Source organism: Geodermatophilus sp. URMC 61 (genome assembly GCF_052931555.1).
Window position 1 is genome coordinate 1730153 of record NZ_JBRFHZ010000002.1, and the last position, 17152, is coordinate 1747304.

The following is a 17152-nucleotide window of genomic DNA, read 5'->3' on the forward strand; positions in this document are numbered from 1 at the left end:
GAGGCTCACCCCCCGAAGAGGTTCTGCAGCTGCTGGTTGAAGGTGAGCACGGACAGGAAGCCGAAGAGCAGGAACGCCCAGACGAGGGCGGCGATCCGGCCGGCGCCCGGGCGGATCTCCCTCGGCAGCGTCCGCCGGTTCACCAGGAGCAGCAGCGCCGAGTAGATGAACATCATCAGCCCGCCGGTGACCGCCGAGATGACCAGCAGGACCAGCGGCTGACTGAGCCCGGACAGGATCACCACGACGCCGATCAGGACCAGGCCCCAGACCAGCGCGAAGTAGATCTTGCTCTCGTTGGCGTTCCTCAGGTACGCGGTCTTCAGCACGTCCGCGCCCAGCCGGCTGGTGTAGTCGACGATCCCGAGCGCCGCCGCGAACAGCGAGAAGGCGCCGATGATCCAGAAGAACGTGCCGAACCAGCCGCCGACGGTCTCGTTGAGCACCTCGCCCTCGACCTGGAGGAACGAGATGTCGCTGGCCAGCCCCTCCCGACCGAACACCGTGGCGTACGCGAGCAGCGAGGTGAACAGGATGGTGAGGAAGCTGATCAGCACGAAGGTGGTCAGCTGCTCGACGTTGGCGAAGCGCCACCAGCGCCGCCACCGGCCGAGGTTCTCCGGGGTGGGCTCGAAGACGTAGCCGGTCGACGGCGCGGCCTCCAGGTGGCCGGTGACCGGGCTGACGATCCGCGGGACGTAGGCGCCCATCCCGAACCGCTTGTCCCGGATCCAGTTGCTCTGGCACAGGTTCTGCCCGCCGCCGGCACCGGCGAACGCCAGCGCGCCCAGCAGCAGCGCGAACCCGAGCTCCTGGTAGGGCAGCCCCGCGTCGGTGATGATCTGCGGCGTGTCCGCCCACGTCGACGCGCCGATCGCCGCGACCGAGGCGACCACGATGAGCAGCAGGACGGCCGCCACCTTGACCATCTCGATCTTCTCGAGCGCCTGGTAGACCACCGGGGCCATGGTGAGGATGACGCCGATCAGGAGCAGGATGCCGATCGCGATCGGCACCACGCTGCCGCCGACGAGGTAGGTGACCAGGGTCGCCGAGCTCGTCGCCCAGCCCGGCCAGATGTTGGCGAAGCAGGCCATGATCGCGAAGACCAGGCCCCAGTGCCGCCAGTACCGGCTGAAGCCGGTGAGCGCGGTCTCCCCCGTGGCGAGCGTGTAGCGCTCGATCTCCATGTTGAGGAAGTACTGGGTGGCCAGGCCCACGAACGCCGCCCAGACGAACACCAGCCCCACCTGCGAGGCGATGTAGGGATAGAGGACGAACTCGCCGCTGGCCATGCCGACGCCGGCGGCGATGATCCCCGGACCGATGACGTGCCGGAACCTGGCGGGCGGCTCCGGCATGTCCCGTACCGAGGGTGCGGCCAGGTACTTGGTCGGGAACAGGTCCACCACCGAGGAGGGGCGCCCTCCCGGACGGGTCGTGACCATTGCGCCTCCTTACGTGCGGCTACGTCGGAGTGTGCTGCGTCACAGTCGAGGGGGGGTCCATTCCTGCACGTCCGCCGCACGGGGGCAACCCGGGTACCGCGACCGCGATCAGACCGAGACGTTCGGGTAGTCCCCCGCGCCGTGCGGCGTGAACGCGACGTGCCGCTCGGAGAGGTCCTCGCTGCGCCGCACGCCGAGCAGCTGCATGGAGCGCTGGTACTCCTCGGCGAGGATCTCGTAGGTCCGCAGGACGCCGTCCCGACCGCCGGCCATGAGCCCGTAGAGATAGGCCCGTCCGATCATCACGGCGTCCGCGCCCAGCGCCCGGGCGGCCACGACGTCCTGACCGTGGAGGACGCCGCCGTCGATGAGGACCGTGGCCTGCTGGCCGACGGCCGCGCGGATGGCGGGGAGCACGTCGAGCGTCGCGGCGGAGCGGTCCAGCTGACGCCCGCCGTGGTTGGACACGACCACGCCGTCGGCTCCGTGCTCCACGGCCTCGCGGGCCGACGCGGGCGTCGTCACGCCCTTCACCAGGAGGTTGCCCCGCCACCGCTTGCGCAGCCAGTCCAGCGACGTGAGGTCCAGGCCGGGGTCGAACATCATGCTCGCGACCTCCCCCGGCGTCGGGTTGCCCGGGACCCCGGTGAGCGAGGCGAAGGTCATCCCCCCGGTGGTCAGCTTGTTGAACCACCACACCGGGAAGCGCGACATGTTCAGCACGGTCCTGGCGGTCAGCGTCGGCGGGATGGTGAGGCCGTTGACGACGTCGCGGTAACGCATCCCGGAGACCGTGGTGTCCACGGTCAGCAGGACCGTCGAGTAGCCGGCCGCCTCGGCCCGCGCCAGCAGGTCCTCGTTCACCGCGGGGTCGGCGGTGAAGAACAGCTGGAACCACAGCTCGCCGCGCGGCGCCGCGGCCCGCACGTCCTCGATGGAGGTCGAGCCCACCGTCGACAGGGCGTAGGGCACCCCGACGTGCTCGGCCACGGCCGCCACGCCCGCCTCCCCGTGGTGGTGCATCATCCGGGTGTAGCCGGTGGGCGCGAAGACCAGCGGCATCGCGATGCGTGACCCGAACAGCTCGACGCCCGGATCGGGGTCGGCCACCGAGCGCAGCGCATCGGGCAGGAACGTGACCCGCCGGTAGGCCGCGACGTTCCGGGCGGCGGTGATCTCCTCCTCTGCGGCGCCGTCCACGTAGTCGAAGACCGCGCGGGGCGTGGTGCGCCGGGCGGCCGCACGGAGGTCGCGGACGGTGAGGGCGTGCTCCAGCCGTCGCGCCGTCCGGCCCAGCCGCGGCCTGCGGAACTGCACGACCTCGCGGAGCTCGGACCACCGGGGCACCTGCCGAGCGGTCGAGACCGGCCCGAGCGGCGCCTTGCCTGCCATGTCCCTCGCCTCCGTGGGCACGCGGAGCGACCAGCCTGATCGCGGCGTCGTCCAGGGTCGCAGGGTCCACGGGGACGCGCTCGTCGTCCGCCGGACCCACAATCGCGTCGGAAGGGGTCGAGCCGTCCGGTACGGGCGCCCGGCCACGACCGGCGATCGGAGGCTCCGGTGGACGACGTGGCGCCCGGGCGGCGGCTGCGCAGCCAGGCGTGGTTCGACAACCCGCAGGACCCCGGGATGACGGCGCTGTACGTCGAGCGGTACCTGAACTGGGGACTGACCCGCGAGGAGCTCCAGTCGGGCCGGCCGGTCATCGGCATCGCGCAGACCGGCTCGGACCTCGCCCCGTGCAACCGGCACCACCTCGTCCTGGCCGAGCGCGTGCGTGAGGGCATCCGGGACTCGGGCGGCCTGGCCCTCGAGTTCCCGGTGCACCCGATCCAGGAGACCGGACGGCGTCCCACCGCGGCGCTCGACCGCAACCTGGCCTACCTCGGCCTGGTCGAGGTGCTGCACGGCTACCCGCTCGACGGGGTCGTGCTGACCACCGGCTGCGACAAGACGACCCCGGCCTGCCTGATGGCCGCGGCCACCGTCGACATCCCGGCGATCGTGCTCTCCGGGGGCCCGATGCTCAACGGCTGGTTCGACGGCGAGCGGACCGGGTCGGGGACCATCGTCTGGAAGGCCCGGGAGATGCTGGCCGCCGGCGAGATCGACGAGGCCGGCTTCGTCGACCTCGTCGCCTCCTCCGCCCCCTCCCCCGGCCACTGCAACACCATGGGGACGGCCTCCACCATGAACGCCCTCGCCGAGGTCCTGGGCATGAGCCTGCCCGGCTGCGCCGCCATCCCCGCCCCGCACCGGGACCGCGCCCGGATGGCGTACCTGACCGGCCGACGGATCGTCGAGATGGTGCACGAGGACCTCAAGCCGTCGGACGTCCTGACCCGGGAGGCGTTCGAGAACGCCGTCGTCGTCACCTCCGCCCTCGGGGGTTCCACCAACGCGCCGATCCACCTCAACGCCCTCGCCCAGCACGTCGGCGTTCCGCTGGACCTGGCCGACTGGCAGGACCTGGGGCTCACGGTCCCGCTCATCGTGGACCTGCAGCCGGCCGGCAAGTACCTCGGCGAGGAGTTCCACCGCGCCGGTGGCGTGCCCGCCGTCGTCCACGAGCTGATGGCGCACGGGCTCATCCACGAGGACGCCCGCACCGTCAACGGCCGGACGCTCGGCGAGAACTGCCGGGCCAGCGCCGCGACCGACCGCGACGTCATCCGGACGTTCGACTCGGCACTGCTGCCCGACGCCGGCTTCCTCGTGCTGCGGGGCAACCTCTTCGACAGCGCGATCATGAAGACCAGCGTCATCTCCCCGGAGTTCCGGGAGCGCTACCTGTCCGACCCCGAGCACCCGGGGGTGTTCCAGGGCCGCGCCGTCGTCTTCGACGGGCCGGAGGACTACCACGCCCGCATCGACGACCCGGCGCTCGACATCGACGAGACGTGTCTGCTGGTCATCCGCGGGGTCGGCCCGCTGGGCCATCCGGGCAGCGCCGAGGTCGTCAACATGCGGCCACCCGCGGCGCTGATCAAGCGGGGCGTGCACGCGCTGCCGTGCATCGGTGACGGTCGCCAGTCCGGGACGTCGGGGTCGCCGTCGATCCTGAACGCCTCTCCCGAGGCCGCGGCGGGCGGTGGGTTGGCGCTGCTGCGGACGGGGGACGTCGTCCGGATCGACCTCCCCGCCGGCCGGGCCGACGTCCTGGTCCCCGACGAGGAGCTGACCGAGCGCCGGCGCCGGCTGGAGGAGGCCGGTGGGTACCCGGTCCCGGCCTCGCAGACGCCGTGGCAGGAGATCCAGCGCTCGATGGTCACCCAGCTGTGCGACGGCATGGTCCTCCGCCCCGCGGTGGGCTACCGGCGCGTCGCGCAGACCATGGGCATCCCGCGGGACAACCACTGAGCCCGCCGCCGGCGCTCCTCCTGGTCAGTCCCCGGGCGGGGTCGCCGGCGACACCCGCCGCACCAGCGCCACCGCGTCGGCGGTGAGCCGGCGGACGGCCTCGAAGTCGCCGGCCGCCACACGGTCCCGAGGGACCATCCACGAGCCGCCGACCGCCACGACGGCATCGATGCGGAGGTAGTCCTCCAGGTCGGAGGGACCGATGCCGCCGGTGGGGATGAACCGGACGTCGCCGAGGGGTCCGGCGAGGGCGGCGATCGCGGGTGCCCCGCCGGACGTGCCGGCGGGGAAGAACTTGACGGTCGTGAGGCCGAGCTCCATGGCCGCCTGGACCTCGGTCGCCGTGACGGCGCCCGGCAGGGCCAGGACGCCGTGCTCGGCACAGCGCTCGACGACGGCGCGGCTCAGGCCGGGCGACACGACGTAGCCCGCGCCGGCGGCCACCGCCTGGTCCACCTGCGCAGGGGTCAGCACGGTCCCCGCCCCGACGAGGACGTCCCCCCGGTCGGACATGGCCCGGATCGCGTCCCTCGCCGCAGAGGTCCGGAAGGTGACCTCGGCGACGGGCAGCCCCCCGGCGACGAGTGCGCCGGCCAGGGGGTCGGCGTCCCGGGCGTCGTCGAGGACGACGACGGGGACGAGGCGGGCGCTGCGCAGGGCTGTCAGGGTGTCCACCGTCGGTCCGTTCCGGTCGTCAGCGGTCCACGACGTCGCGCGGGTCGGGGTGCCCGCCGTCTGCACCGGCTCCGCCGACCTGCGGCCGCACCGTCCGCTGCACCGTCACGCGCTCCACCCTGGCACGGACGTGTCGAGCGTGCCGCCCTCCGGATGGGCACCGCAGAGGCGCTCGACTCGGCCGCGGTGCCGCGGGACGTCGACAGGCGCGCTCCGGCGACGGGGCCGCGGCACGGGAGTGCCGCGCCCCCGTCGCGCTGGTGGCGCCGAGCCGCTCAGGCCGGCACGAAGGGCCGGGTCATCTCCGCACGGGGACCGGGAACGGTGTCGATCCCCTCCATGGACTTGTCGAACTCGACCGTCCGGTTGTCCATGATGGCCCGCGGATCGAATGACGAGTGCGCCATCACGCCGTGGATGCGCCGACGCTGCATGCCGAAGTTCCCCGCGTCGTAGAGCGGCAGGATGGACGCCTCGCGGAGGTAACGCTCGAACATGTGCTTGCGGTCCACGGAGTTCACCCCGACGACCTGTATGCACTTGTAGACGCAGTCGAAGAGCATCTCCGTGCACAGCACCTTGTTCATGGCGCCGACGAGTTCACCGTGGTAGTCGTGCTCGTCGATGTAGTGCGCACCCTTCCAGCAGAAGTACCGGGCCGCCTCGATCTTCATCGCGACATCACCGAGGACGTATCCGGGGTACTGGTACTCGATGATGGGCTGAGGTCCGCCGGCGGTGTACGTCCTCGCCCATTCCAGAGCCGCCTCGTAGGCCGCCCGCGCCACTCCGACGGCAGCGATCCCGGCGACCGGGCCCGACCAGGCGAAGTTGCGGTTGATGAGCAGGTCACCGTTGCCGCGCGTCCCCTCGATGAGGTTGGCCGCCGGTACCCGCGCGTCGTCGAAGACGATCTCGCAGTTGGGGGCGAGCCGCTGTCCCGACGTGCTGATGGAGGCGTAGGTCACGCCGGGTGTCCCGCGTTCCACGATGAGCGCCGAGAGCCCCCGAGTGCCCCCGGCCTCGGGATCGGTGCGGACGACGACCAGGTTGAGATCGGCTCCCTGGTTGTCCCAGCCGCCGACGTTGCAGGGCCAGTACTTGCGGCCGTTCACGACGTACTCGTCGCCGTCCAGTGTCGCGGTCACCGACATGCCCGCGCCGTTCACCGCGGGGGCGTCGAAGTTGGCCGTACCGCCGGGCGAGCCGGGCGGCTCGCTCGCCGCATAGCCGACGATGAAGTCGCCGGAGGTGTCCGAGGTGGCCCGGGAGATGAAGCGTTCCTTCTGTTCCTCCGTGCCGTAGTACCACACCGGCATGAGACCCAGGCCGTTGACGAGGATGGTCGTCGCGAAGCCGGGGTCGACCGCGCAGATCTCCTCCGCGGCGATGACGAAGTCGACATTGGACAGGCCCCCGCCGCCGTACTGCTTCGGCAGCATCGAGAACGCGATACCCCGCTTCACCGCCTCCTGATAAGCAGGCCTCGTCAGGTTGAAGGCGCGCAGCGGATCGGGTTCCTCGTCGGCTTCGCGGACCACGGGGCGGAGGACGTTCTGCGCGAAGTCCCGTGCCGCTTCCTGGAGGACTCTCTGCTGCGGTGTGAGCGTGAAGTCGATGGCCACGACGATCTCCCCCTGAACGGGTGCGACGAGGAGAGGACCACTGCACCGGAGCTCCGCTCCTCGTCGCCTCAGGACGACCGGACCAGGTCCACTGTCCTCATGGCCCGGGACGCTGTGAAGGGCTCGGCACGCGTCCGCGGCCGCCGGGCAGCGGCCTCCTCCCAGGCCCGCTCCCCCGTGGTGCGGTCTCGGGTCGCTGGTGCTCGGCGCACCGGCGAACCCACGGCTGCCGCCCCTGGTCGAGCGGGGCAGCGTGCCCGCCCAGGCCGCCGTGCGGTGGGACTCGTGCGGTGGGACTCCAGTCAGGTGACGCCCTCGAGCAACCGCCGGCGTCAGGGGCGGCCCTGGTCGGAGCGGTGACCCCCGGCTGCGCGTGACGTGCGACGTCCGAGCGCCCCGGGCTGCCGATCAGCCGACACGGCTCCTGGGAGCTCCGGAGTCCCCTCGTCCTGAGCCCGGATCCCGTGCGGTGAGCTCCCCGGACCTCCCCCGCCTCCGCAGACGGGTGCGCGGTCCGGCGTCCCTCGGCGAGACGCCCGACGGCCGAGCCGCACGACGGCGCTCGACAGGCCCGTACGACCCCCGTGGGCGGCGTAGCGTCCCAGCACGGAGCCGCAGAGGTTCCTCGATGAGGGAGCAGGCAATGGCCGACAAGTCCCCTCGACACTCGATGTCGAAGAAGTCCGGCAAGTCCATCAAGGAGAAGCGCGTCGAGCGCAAGGCCAAGGCCAGGACCGACGCCACGTCCCAGATGGAGCGGCTGACACGGGAGAAGAAGCACTGAACCCCGCCGCCCCACCGACCTGCGCCACGCCGTGGGCGTGGCCCCGTCCGGCGATCGCGTCGCGACCGTCCCCACCGCCGCAGTGCGGCCCCCGAGGAGTCGGTGCCGCCACGGGTCACCGAGCCTGGCGGCCATCCATCGACCGACCGGAGGGGTCCGCGCCATGAACACCGAGTCGCAGGGGCCCGGCACCCGCCCCGAGTCCCGGGCCGCGAGCGAGGGGACCTCCGACGCCACCCTCGCCGAGCGGACCGCGGAGGAGCGAGCCGACATCGAGGAGGACCGACGTCGGCAGCGGGAACTGGACGACGCAGAACTGGGCGGGGAGGCCTGAACGTCGCGCTGCGCCGGGCGGTCCCCGCGGAGGCGGCTGCAGGGACAGGTCGTGTCCCGGCAGCCGGCCGGGCTCGGGATCAGCGACGTGGCTCGGGGATCTGCGCTGCGCGCAGCGGGCCGAACGCCGCCCGGACCTCGGTGGCGAACAGCTCGGGCTCCTCCCAGGCGGCGAAGTGGCCGCCCCGGTCGACCTCGTTGCAATAGGTGAGGTTGGGATACGCCTTCTCGGCCCAGGTGCGGGAGGTCCGCCAGATCTCGCCGGGGAACGTGGTGAAGCCGGTCGGGATCGAGACCTCCGGAGGAGTCTGGCCTGCCGCAGCGGCGTTCAGGCCGTCGAGGAGCCGCCGGTGGGCCGCTCCGCGAGGCACCTCACCCGGGAGCCCGCCCGGAGCACAGCCAGCCGGCGCGAGGCGGGACGCCGGCACCACCGGCGTCCGGACCGCGGTGGTCAGCCCGGGGTACCGCGGTCGGGCGCGGGTCGAGTCGGCGCGGATGGTGGCAGTTCGCTGATCCGGCGCAGCGCGGTGCGCAGGTGGCGCAATCCGTCGCGGCCGAGCAGCCCCTCGAGCTCGGCCTCGATCCCGATGATCGTGTCGAACGCGGCCTGCAGCGCGTCACAGCCCAGGTCGGTGAGGACGATGAGCTTGGCGCGCCGGTCGCTGGGGTCGGGGACGCGCTCGAGGTAGCCGTGGGCGGCCAGGTGGTCGACGAGCTCGCTCATCGCCTGCGGGGTCATCTGCGCCCGTTCGGCCAGCTGGGTCAGTCTGGTGCCGTCGCGGTCGATGTTCACGAACACCGCGGAGTGCGCCACGCGGATGGGGTGGCCGGCTGCGGCGACACCGGCCGTGATGCGGGCTTCCAGGCGAGCGGCGGCTTGCTCCGCGAGGTAGGTGGTGTTGGTCTCCGGCTCCCGCAGGCGGCGTGGCATTGACACTCCTTCAGGACGCCTCAATACTTTGTCAGGTATCCTGAAAGCCAGGATACCTGAGGATCCAGAGGCGGCGACGTCACCAGCGCCGTCCCCCAGGAGGACCCGATGACCACGCGTGACGCGAGCTCGGAACCGCCACCCACCCCGCCCATCACCCCGTTCGCCCTCGCCGGCGGCCAGGGGGAGCGCCTGACCTTCGGGGACGTCACCCTCGTGGTGAGAGCCTCCGCCGAGAGCACGGCGGGTGCCTTCACGGTGTTCGAGGAGCTCCCGCCCCTGAGCGACGTCGCGCGGCACGTCCACCAGCACGAGGACGAGGTGTACTACGTCCTCGACGGCGAGCACGAGTTCGAGTGCGGGGGCCGGACCTTCCGGCTCGGCCCCGGCGGCCTCGTGTTCCTGCCCCGCGGCATCCCCCACGCCCACCGGCGTGTGGTGCCCCGAGCCGGGCACCTGCTCAGCATGACGACCCCGGCCGGCCTCGAGGGGTTCTTCCGCCTCCTGGCCCGGGCCGCCCGCGCAGGGGAGCTCGACGACACCGCCTACACCCAGGCCTCTGCGCGGCACGGCATCCGATGGCTCAGCTGAGGGCCCGATCCACCGTCGCGGACGGTCCCGCCGCCCGCACGTCGTCCGTGCTCAGGGCTCTGGCGTACGGCAACGCGCTGGTCGACCTCTCCGGCCCACTGGCGCACGCGGCGGCGGCACGCACCTCGCGACGCCCCCGGGTCCCGGCTGGACCGTCCGCGACCCCGGAGGTCGCCGCACCCGGGAACGTGCCCCACGAACGACAGCCCTCAGTCCTCGAGGAGCGGGAACCCGACCCGAGGACGAAGCGATGAAGGCACGACCCGGCCTGCACGGAGCGGGCCAGGTCATGGAGAACCGCAACAGCGGCGAGCGGTTCCTCTGGCGGCGGACCACCGCGCAGACCCTGGGGCGTTCGATCGCCGTCGAGGTGCAGGTCGCTCCGGGTGGAGCGGCGCCCTTGGCCCACCGCCATCCCGGTGCGGCCGAGCGGTTCGAGATCCTGGCCGGGCGGATCGCCCTGCGCGTCGGCGAGCGGGGGCAGGTCCTGCGCTCCGGCCGGGTCACCGTGCCGGCCGGCGCCGCACACGCCTGGTGGAACGTCGGTGACGAGGACGCGCGCATCCTGGTGGAGTTCGAGCCGGCACTGCACCTCGAGGGCGTGTTCCGCAGCTCGCTCGCCGTCATCGAGGCCGGCCACGCCGACCACAAGGGCCGGCCCGGCCCGCTCTCCATCGCGGCAGTGCTCGACGAGTTCCCCGACGAGATCGCACTGGCGAACCCGGCGTCCAACCGGGCGCTCCGGGCCCTCGCGCCGATGGCCCGCCTCCTCGGCCACCGGCCGCTCTACCCGAGGACCTGGGTGGCCGACCAACTGACGCCCGCCGGACCTGCTGGAGCAGTACACCCGGCGCAGTGAGGGTGCCCCTCGGCGCCACTGTGCAACGCGGTCGTCCGGACGTGGCCGCTCGCGCCGGTGCACCGGCACAACGACGTGACGCCCTCCCCCTGGCCGGGCGGCCACGACCTCCGCGTCGACCTCACCCCCGGGCGGTCGCACCGGGCGGCGCGGGTCACGCCGGCACCCGGGCAGGCGGGTGCTCGTGCAGGTCGGCCTCGGCGACGATCCACGCCGTGCGCCCGTGCAGCGGCGGGGTCTTGGTGCCGTCGGTGAACCACACGACGACTCCCCCGTGCGCCTTGCAGTGCGAGCGCACGACTCGGACCCGGCTCCCCTCCCTGGTCCTGGTGGGCCGGACCAGGGGGAGGCCGAAGTCGGTGCCGACGACGCCGGTGGTCAGGACCGGTTCGCCGGCGGGCAGGTTGGACGTCGCCACGGTCACCGTGGTCCCCCGCGCCGGCGCAGCAGGCCGGACCGGGCTCGCCCCACCGCGGTGCACGGCGGCGTTCCGGCTCCTCCCGCAGACGCAGCGCCAGGCGACGTCCCCGGTGGCCCGGCTGAACGGGTGGGCGGACGTGGGGACGGTCATCGGAGCCTCCTGGAAGTCGGGCCCGACCGGACGACCGCGACCCGGATGACCACGGGTGGGCATCGAGCAGGGCCGGAGGGTCGAGCACCTCGATTCGAACACGTGTTCGACGATGCGGCAAGGTGTCGTGGCCGACTCCCCAGGACTCCCGGCCCGGCCGTCCTCCTCCGGACGCGCCGGTCGCTCAGTCCTGCTGGGTGCCGCTCCGCGTGACACGGATCGCCTGCGGGCTGCGGGTCGTCCGGGTGGGGAGGACCTCGCCGAGCTCGACCAACCGCTCGACCGCGGCGTCCTTGTCGACCTGCGTGCGCAGGCCGCCCCCGGTCCACTCGCAGTACAGGTCGTCCGCCGGCCCCGACCGGCCCCTCAGCCGCTCCCGGGCGTAGTCCTTGTGGCGCTTGGCCTCGGTCTCGGCCGCCCGCCAGGCGTCGTAGTCGTGGACGGCGTCGACGTAGTCCTCATCGGTGACCGTCAGGCGGGACTGGCGGGAGACCTCACCCTCGGTCTCGGGGTCCACCGGCGGGCCCCAGCACAGGTCGAGGAACGGGCACCAGTCGCACATGGTGTCCACACCGGGCCCGAACCCGTCGCGGGGGACGGCGTCGACCCCGTCGTCCTCCACGGTGGCGTAGACGTCGGTGAGCCACATGATGGCCTCTGCGGTCAGCGCCGGGTCGTGGTCGGCCTCGAAGACGACGTCCTCCCCCGAGTCGCGGGACAGGTAGCGGATCCGCAGTCCGTCGACGTCCTGCCCGGTGGCGGCCGGCAGCCTGCGGTCGGCGGTCTGCCCGGTCCGCAGCAGCCAGGCGTAGACGGCGACCTGGAACCAGTGGCGGACCGGGACCCCACGGGTGAGGACCCGCTCGAAGCCGAACCGGGACGTCGTCTTGAGGTCCTCCACGACCGGGGCGTGCCACCAGTCGCAGCGCCCCTTGACCTGCTCGCCCTTGAGGCCGACCTCGGTCAGACCGCCGTACTGGCGCCGCAGTGCGCGCAGCACCCCGCGGTGCAGCTCGGTGCCCATGAAGGCCTGCAGTCCGGTGTGGGTGTTGGTCGGACGCCGGCGGGCGATCCGGTAGGCGGCCCGGCGTCGGCACTCGCCGAGCTCGGAGGCGCCGATCATCCGCTGGCGGGAGCGGGCCCGGCGGCTGTCGAGGTCACGGACCGCGGCGGCCAGGCTCGGGGCGGCCCGACGCTCGGCGGCGCTGGGGCGGTCGGGCAGGACGGCGGTCATCACGTCTTCCTCGGGTCAGGGCTGGTGGAGCGGGGCCGGTGGGCCGGCCCCGCTCCAGCGGCACGGCTCAGGCGACGTCCGTGCGGTCGTCGCCCGCGGCCCGCTGCGTGGCGATGACGTCGCGCACGAGTGCGGTCAGCCGCCGGGTGGCCACCTGCTCGGCGGGCCGGCCGAAGCGGGCGGCGATCTGCTCCTCGGTCACGCCCAGGGCCTCCAGGCTGGCCAGCACGCCACGGCGGGCGGCGTTGACCCGGCGTTCCCGCGGGTCGTCCGGGGTCGGCGAGGGCTCGAGCAGCGGGTTCGTCGGCGTCTCCTCCCGGCCGGTGGACGGTCGGGCGGCCGCGGCGGCGGCCCGGGCGGACTCCACCACCGCGGCGGGCGTCTCCGGAGCCGGCGTCTGGCCGGCGGCCGAGGCCCTGCGGCGCCCGGCGGGGTGGGACCCCATCGACGCCTCGAGGAACTCCTCGTGCCGGGCCTGGATCAGCTCGGCGACGGTGTACGAGCCGCTGGGGGTCGACACGTCGACCGAGAGCAGCGCGGCGCGGTTGGCCTCGGCCCAGACCTCGCGCAGCTCGTCGTCGTCCCCGGCGTCGCCGATCCGCGCGACGAGGTCGGCGACGTCCGGCTCCCGGCGTCCGCCGGCCCGGGTGCTCGGACGGCCGGCGGGCTCCTCGGTCCGCTCATGCTCGAGCAGGCCGCCGCCGTGGAAGGAGACGAGGTCGCGGACGTGCGCGGTCCCCGGGTGGCACTTGAGGGCGTCGAACACCAGCCACTCCAGCAGTCGGCCGTCCGCCTTCTTGTCGGTGACCTCCCTGGCCGGGTCGTCGTTCGGCTTGATGCCGACGTGCACGCTGCGCGCGCCGACGATCAGCGGTCGGCGCCCGCGGCGCAGCCGCACCCACACGCTGGCCGCGTAGGGGAACTCCCGGTGGGTCTGCACCGACCAGGTCTTCTGCCCCTCGATGGGCCGGCCGTTGGCGTCGACCTCGGTGACCTCCTTGCCGCGGGCGGTCACGACGACGATGCCGGGGAAGGTGAGCAGCTCGGTCTGCAGCTTGCGCCAGCGCGCGCCGGCGTCGTTCCACAGGTTCTGGCTGATGGTGATCTCGGCGTTGGGGTCGCGCTTGAGCAGCTCGCGGTTGCGGGCCGACCTCGCGGCCCGCTCACTCGCCCAGTCCTTCAGGCCGTCCCAGATGGCCGAACCGGTGTCGATGCCGAGGACCACCGGCAGCTCGCCGGCGTCCGCGGCGCGGCGCGCCTGGGCCTTGACCGCCTGGACGGCGGCCAGCACCTGGGCGTAGGAGCCGTCGTGCTCGACCAGCTCGTACTTCGCGCCGGGGATCGCGCCGTACTCGTCACCGGCGCCCTCGTTGAGGTCGATCCAGTACAGCGCGCCGATCTTGTCCGAGGCGCTGAACTGGGCCAGCGCCCAGCTCTTGCCGGCCTTCTCCTCGCCCTCCAGGAGGATGCACGGCCACGGCACGCGACCGGTGGGCTTGCGGGTCTTGAGGCCAGGAACGGCCATGGTGAACTCCTCGTCGACATGGGGAAGATGTCGACCCGGAAGCTATGGGCGGGTACTGACACATCCGTCCGGCCATCACGCAAGCACCTCCGGCCCTCTCCGGCGAAGTCGCAGGTCAGGACGGCACGACGGCTCTGATCGGCGTGTCGGCCGTTCGCTGTCGGCGTAACCGGCGCCCGCCACGGCCGCAGCCGGACCAGTCCTCGCCGGGCGACCGGAACCACTGCGATCACGGTGGCCACGGGAGAGCTACCGGACCGGGAGTGACGGGCATCCTGCGGGGAGGCGGCGCGGCTTGCTGAACCCGGGAGCAGGCAGCACTAGCGTTCGACGGCGTGAGCGGCTTCTCCCACGGCGGTCCGGGTGGCGATGCGGTGGACGCCGTCTCACTGCGAGGAGCAACGCCCGGCGACCTGTGGCGGTGGAGCCAGGAGACGTCGCAGCGCCTCGGAGAGGTGTACGAGCGGATCCTCGACGCCGGCACCCCACAGGCGTGCCGGGCCGACGCACCCGAGTTCCTGCGACTGACGCGCCGCCTGCTGGCGCTGCGGCTGACCGTGGTGGCCGCCGGCAGACGGCTGGCGTTCGAGCAGCGGGTACCGCCGGCCGACGGCGTCGCGGTGGCCGCACTGTGGGCGGAGGTGTTCTGGGCAGCGCGGGCCGAGTCGCCGGATGACGACTCCGGTGTGCTGGAGGAGGCGGACGCGTCCATCCGCGGCCTGCTGGGCTTGTCCACGGTCGACCTGACCGGCCTGCACGCCGTGACCGCCTGGTGGGCGCGGCTGCAGCAGGTGGAGCAGACCTTCGACGGCCTGGAGATGCAAGCCCAGGTGGCGCTCGAGGCTCGCCGGGAGCTGTACGAACACGAGCTGGAGAGGCGTCGGCTCAACACGCCCTGACGCCCTCACCGCCCGGTCCGGGTGCTCCACGGCTGGACCGTTGCGAGGCGGAGCGGCGGGTGGTGCCGCCTCACGCCGCAGGGACCACGGAGGACGCCCTGCCACGGAGGCGGTGGGCCAGGGCGGTGTGCCGGCGTCCGGAGCCGGTGACCCGCACCGCCTGGCCGAGCGCCCGGGGCGAGCCGACGAGGACGACGAGCTGCTTGGCCCGGGTGACGGCGGTGTAGAGCAGGTTGCGCTGCAGCATCATCCAGGCGCTGGTGGTCAGCGGGATGACGACGCAGGGGTACTCGCTGCCCTGGGAGCGGTGGACGGTGACGGCGTACGCGTGGGCCAGCTCGTCGAGCTCGCCGAAGTCGTAGTCGATCGCCTCGTCCTCGTCGGTGACCACGGTGAGGGTCTGCTCGACCCCGTCGATGGCGGTGACGACGCCCTGCGTGCCGTTGAAGACCCCGTTGGCGCCCTTGTCGTAGTCGTTGCGGATCTGGGTGACCTTGTCGCCGACCCGGAACACCCGCCCGCCGAAGCGCTTCTCGGGCCGCTCCGGTCGAGCCGGGGTGAGCGCGTCCTGCAGCAGCTGGTTCAGCGCCGCCGCGCCGGCCGGCCCCCGGTGCACCGGGGTCAGCACCTGGACGTCGCGGCGGGGATCGAGGCCGAACCGGGCCGGGATCCGGCGCACCACCACGTCCACCGTGAGCCGGGCGGTCTCCTCCGCGTCGTCGGTGCTGAACAGGAAGAAGTCGTCGAGACCGCGGACCTGCGGGTGGCCGCCGGCGTTGATCCGGTGGGCGTTCGTCACCACCCCCGACCGGCTGGCCTGCCGGAAGACCTGCGTCAGGCGCACGTGCGGGATCGGGGTCCCGTCGGCGAGCAGGTCGCGCAGCACCTCGCCGGCACCGACCGAGGGCAGCTGGTCGACGTCACCGACCAGCAGCAGGTGCGCGCCCGGCGGCAGGGCACGCACCAGCTTGTTGGCCAGCAGCAGGTCCAGCATGGAGGACTCGTCGACGACGACCAGGTCGGCCTGCAGCGGCCGCTCCCGGTCGAAGGCGGCGTCACCACCCGGCCGCAGTTCCAGCAGCCGGTGCACGGTCACCGCATCGACCCCGGTCAGCTCGGTGAGCCGCTTCGCCGCCCGGCCGGTGGGAGCGGCCAGCAGGATGCGGGCACCCTTGGCCGCCGCGAGGGCGACGATGGACCGGACCGTGAAGCTCTTGCCGCAGCCGGGTCCACCGGTGAGGACGGCGACCTTCTCGGTCAGCGCCAGGCGCACCGCCTCCTGCTGGCCGGCCGCCAGCTCCACGCCGGTGCGCCGGTGCAGCCAGGCCAGCGCGGCATCCCAGTCCACACCGGCGAAGGCCGGCATCCGGTCGACGTCGGCGGTCGCGAGTCGCCTGAGTCCCGCGGCCAGGGAGACCTCCGCCCGGTGGAAGGGGACGAGGTAGAACGCCACCGTGGGCGGCTCCCCTTCCGCGCAGGGGATCTCCTCGCGGATCACGCCCTGCTCGGCGACCAGCAGGGCCAGACAGTGACCCACGAGGACTGCGGGGACCTGCAGCATCTCGACCGCCCGGGCGACCAGCTCGGTCTGGGGCAGGAAGCAGTGCCCCTGCTCGGTCGCCTCGGAGAGCACGTACTGCACGCCCGCCTCGACCCGCTGCGTGCTGTCGTGCGGGATCCCCACCGCGGCGGCGATGGTGTCGGCGGTCTTGAACCCGATGCCCCACACCTCGGTGGCCAGGCGGTAGGGCTCGGCGCGGACCACGCCGATCGACGCGCCGCCGTACTGCCGGTAGATACGCACGGCCAGCGAGGTGGACACCCCCACCCCCTGGAGGAAGACCATCACCTCCTTGATGGCCTTCTGCTCCTCCCAGGCTGCGGTGATCAGCCGGGTCCGCTTGGGGCCCAGGTTCGGCACCTCGGCCAACCGCCCCGGCTGTTCCTCGATCACCTGCAGCGCGTCGGCTCCGAAGTGGTCCACGATCCGCTCGGCCAGGCGCGGGCCGATGCCCTTGACCAGCCCCGAGCCCAGGTAGCGGCGGATGCCCTGCACCGTGGCCGGGAGCACGGTGGTGTAGTCCTCGACCTGGAACTGCCGGCCGTACTGGGGGTGCGCTCCCCACCGTCCCCGCAGCCGCAGCGTCTCCCCCGGTTGGGCGCCCAGCAGCGACCCCACCACGGTGACCAGGTCACCGCCGCGCCCGGTGTCCACCCGGGCCACGGTGTAGCCGGTCTGGGCGTTGGCGAACGTGATCCGCTCCAGCGTCGCCTCCAGGACCGCCCCGGTCCGCGCCTCTCCCACCTGCCGTCCTCT

16 protein-coding genes are annotated in these 17152 nt (G+C 73.0%); 6 read left to right on the forward strand and 10 right to left on the reverse strand.

All coding sequences use genetic code 11. The features are described from left to right. Positions 1–5: 5 nt before the first annotated feature. Both ACU610_RS07990 and ACU610_RS07995 read right to left on the reverse strand, forming a co-directional pair. Positions 6–1448, reverse strand: a complete 1443-nt coding sequence (locus ACU610_RS07990) for an Nramp family divalent metal transporter (protein WP_446767168.1) — start codon at positions 1446–1448, stop codon at positions 6–8. 108 nt (positions 1449–1556) lie between these two features. Continuing rightward, a complete protein-coding gene (locus tag ACU610_RS07995; protein ID WP_446767169.1) occupies positions 1557–2840 on the reverse strand; it encodes an alpha-hydroxy acid oxidase in 1284 nt (427 codons plus the stop codon). 168 nt (positions 2841–3008) lie between these two features. On the opposite strand from ACU610_RS07995, the gene ACU610_RS08000 reads away from it, so the two are divergent. Then, a complete protein-coding gene (locus tag ACU610_RS08000) occupies positions 3009–4808 on the forward strand; it encodes an IlvD/Edd family dehydratase (RefSeq protein WP_446767170.1) in 1800 nt (599 codons plus the stop codon). A 24-nt stretch (positions 4809–4832) separates the two neighbouring features. Here ACU610_RS08000 and eda read toward each other — a convergent pair whose 3' ends face one another. Both eda and ACU610_RS08010 read right to left on the reverse strand, forming a co-directional pair. Then, on the reverse strand, positions 4833–5483 hold the full coding sequence (eda, locus tag ACU610_RS08005; protein WP_446767171.1) for a bifunctional 4-hydroxy-2-oxoglutarate aldolase/2-dehydro-3-deoxy-phosphogluconate aldolase: 651 nt from the start codon (positions 5481–5483) through the stop codon (positions 4833–4835). Positions 5484–5758: 275 nt separating this feature from the next. After that, positions 5759–7108 carry an acyl-CoA dehydrogenase family protein gene (locus ACU610_RS08010; protein WP_446767172.1) on the reverse strand — a complete coding sequence of 450 codons (1350 nt, stop codon included), beginning with the start codon at positions 7106–7108 and terminating at the stop codon, positions 5759–5761. Between the two features lie 628 nt (positions 7109–7736). On the opposite strand from ACU610_RS08010, the gene ACU610_RS08015 reads away from it, so the two are divergent. Both ACU610_RS08015 and ACU610_RS08020 read left to right on the forward strand, forming a co-directional pair. Next, the gene (locus ACU610_RS08015; protein WP_446767173.1) at positions 7737–7892 is read left to right on the forward strand and encodes a hypothetical protein; all 156 of its coding nucleotides are present in this window, start codon (positions 7737–7739) and stop codon (positions 7890–7892) included. A 163-nt stretch (positions 7893–8055) separates the two neighbouring features. Continuing rightward, entirely contained in the window at positions 8056–8226 is a 171-nt protein-coding gene (locus ACU610_RS08020) for a hypothetical protein (RefSeq protein ID WP_446767174.1), read from the forward strand. A gap of 79 nt (positions 8227–8305) precedes the next feature. On the opposite strand, the gene ACU610_RS08025 is transcribed toward ACU610_RS08020, so the two are convergent. Then, the gene (locus tag ACU610_RS08025; RefSeq protein WP_446767175.1) at positions 8306–8596 is read right to left on the reverse strand and encodes an alpha/beta fold hydrolase; all 291 of its coding nucleotides are present in this window, start codon (positions 8594–8596) and stop codon (positions 8306–8308) included. A gap of 80 nt (positions 8597–8676) precedes the next feature. Next, positions 8677–9156: a MarR family winged helix-turn-helix transcriptional regulator gene (locus ACU610_RS08030; protein WP_446767176.1), complete on the reverse strand. Its 480-nt coding sequence runs from the start codon at positions 9154–9156 to the stop codon at positions 8677–8679. 108 nt (positions 9157–9264) lie between these two features. Between ACU610_RS08030 and ACU610_RS08035 the strand changes: the two genes are divergently transcribed. Beyond that, positions 9265–9747, forward strand: coding sequence for a cupin domain-containing protein (locus ACU610_RS08035; protein ID WP_446767177.1), 483 nt, complete (start codon positions 9265–9267; stop codon positions 9745–9747). A 250-nt stretch (positions 9748–9997) separates the two neighbouring features. After that, positions 9998–10606, forward strand: a complete 609-nt coding sequence (locus ACU610_RS08040) for a cupin domain-containing protein (RefSeq protein ID WP_446767178.1) — start codon at positions 9998–10000, stop codon at positions 10604–10606. Positions 10607–10760: 154 nt separating this feature from the next. Here ACU610_RS08040 and ACU610_RS08045 read toward each other — a convergent pair whose 3' ends face one another. The 3 genes from ACU610_RS08045 to ACU610_RS08055 form a co-directional block, all read right to left on the reverse strand. After that, the gene (locus tag ACU610_RS08045; RefSeq protein WP_446767179.1) at positions 10761–11177 is read right to left on the reverse strand and encodes a hypothetical protein; all 417 of its coding nucleotides are present in this window, start codon (positions 11175–11177) and stop codon (positions 10761–10763) included. Between the two features lie 184 nt (positions 11178–11361). Continuing rightward, entirely contained in the window at positions 11362–12411 is a 1050-nt protein-coding gene (locus ACU610_RS08050) for a PD-(D/E)XK nuclease family protein (protein ID WP_446767180.1), read from the reverse strand. Positions 12412–12478: 67 nt separating this feature from the next. Beyond that, positions 12479–13936: a hypothetical protein gene (locus ACU610_RS08055; RefSeq protein WP_446767181.1), complete on the reverse strand. Its 1458-nt coding sequence runs from the start codon at positions 13934–13936 to the stop codon at positions 12479–12481. A gap of 335 nt (positions 13937–14271) precedes the next feature. Here ACU610_RS08055 and ACU610_RS08060 point away from each other — a divergent pair, with 335 nt between their 5' ends. Continuing rightward, positions 14272–14835, forward strand: a complete 564-nt coding sequence (locus ACU610_RS08060) for a hypothetical protein (RefSeq protein ID WP_446767182.1) — start codon at positions 14272–14274, stop codon at positions 14833–14835. Positions 14836–14905: 70 nt separating this feature from the next. Here the strand turns inward: ACU610_RS08060 and recD2 are convergent, their stop codons facing one another. Beyond that, positions 14906–17140 carry an SF1B family DNA helicase RecD2 gene (gene recD2, locus ACU610_RS08065; protein WP_446767183.1) on the reverse strand — a complete coding sequence of 745 codons (2235 nt, stop codon included), beginning with the start codon at positions 17138–17140 and terminating at the stop codon, positions 14906–14908. Between the last annotated feature and the right edge of the window lie 12 nt (positions 17141–17152).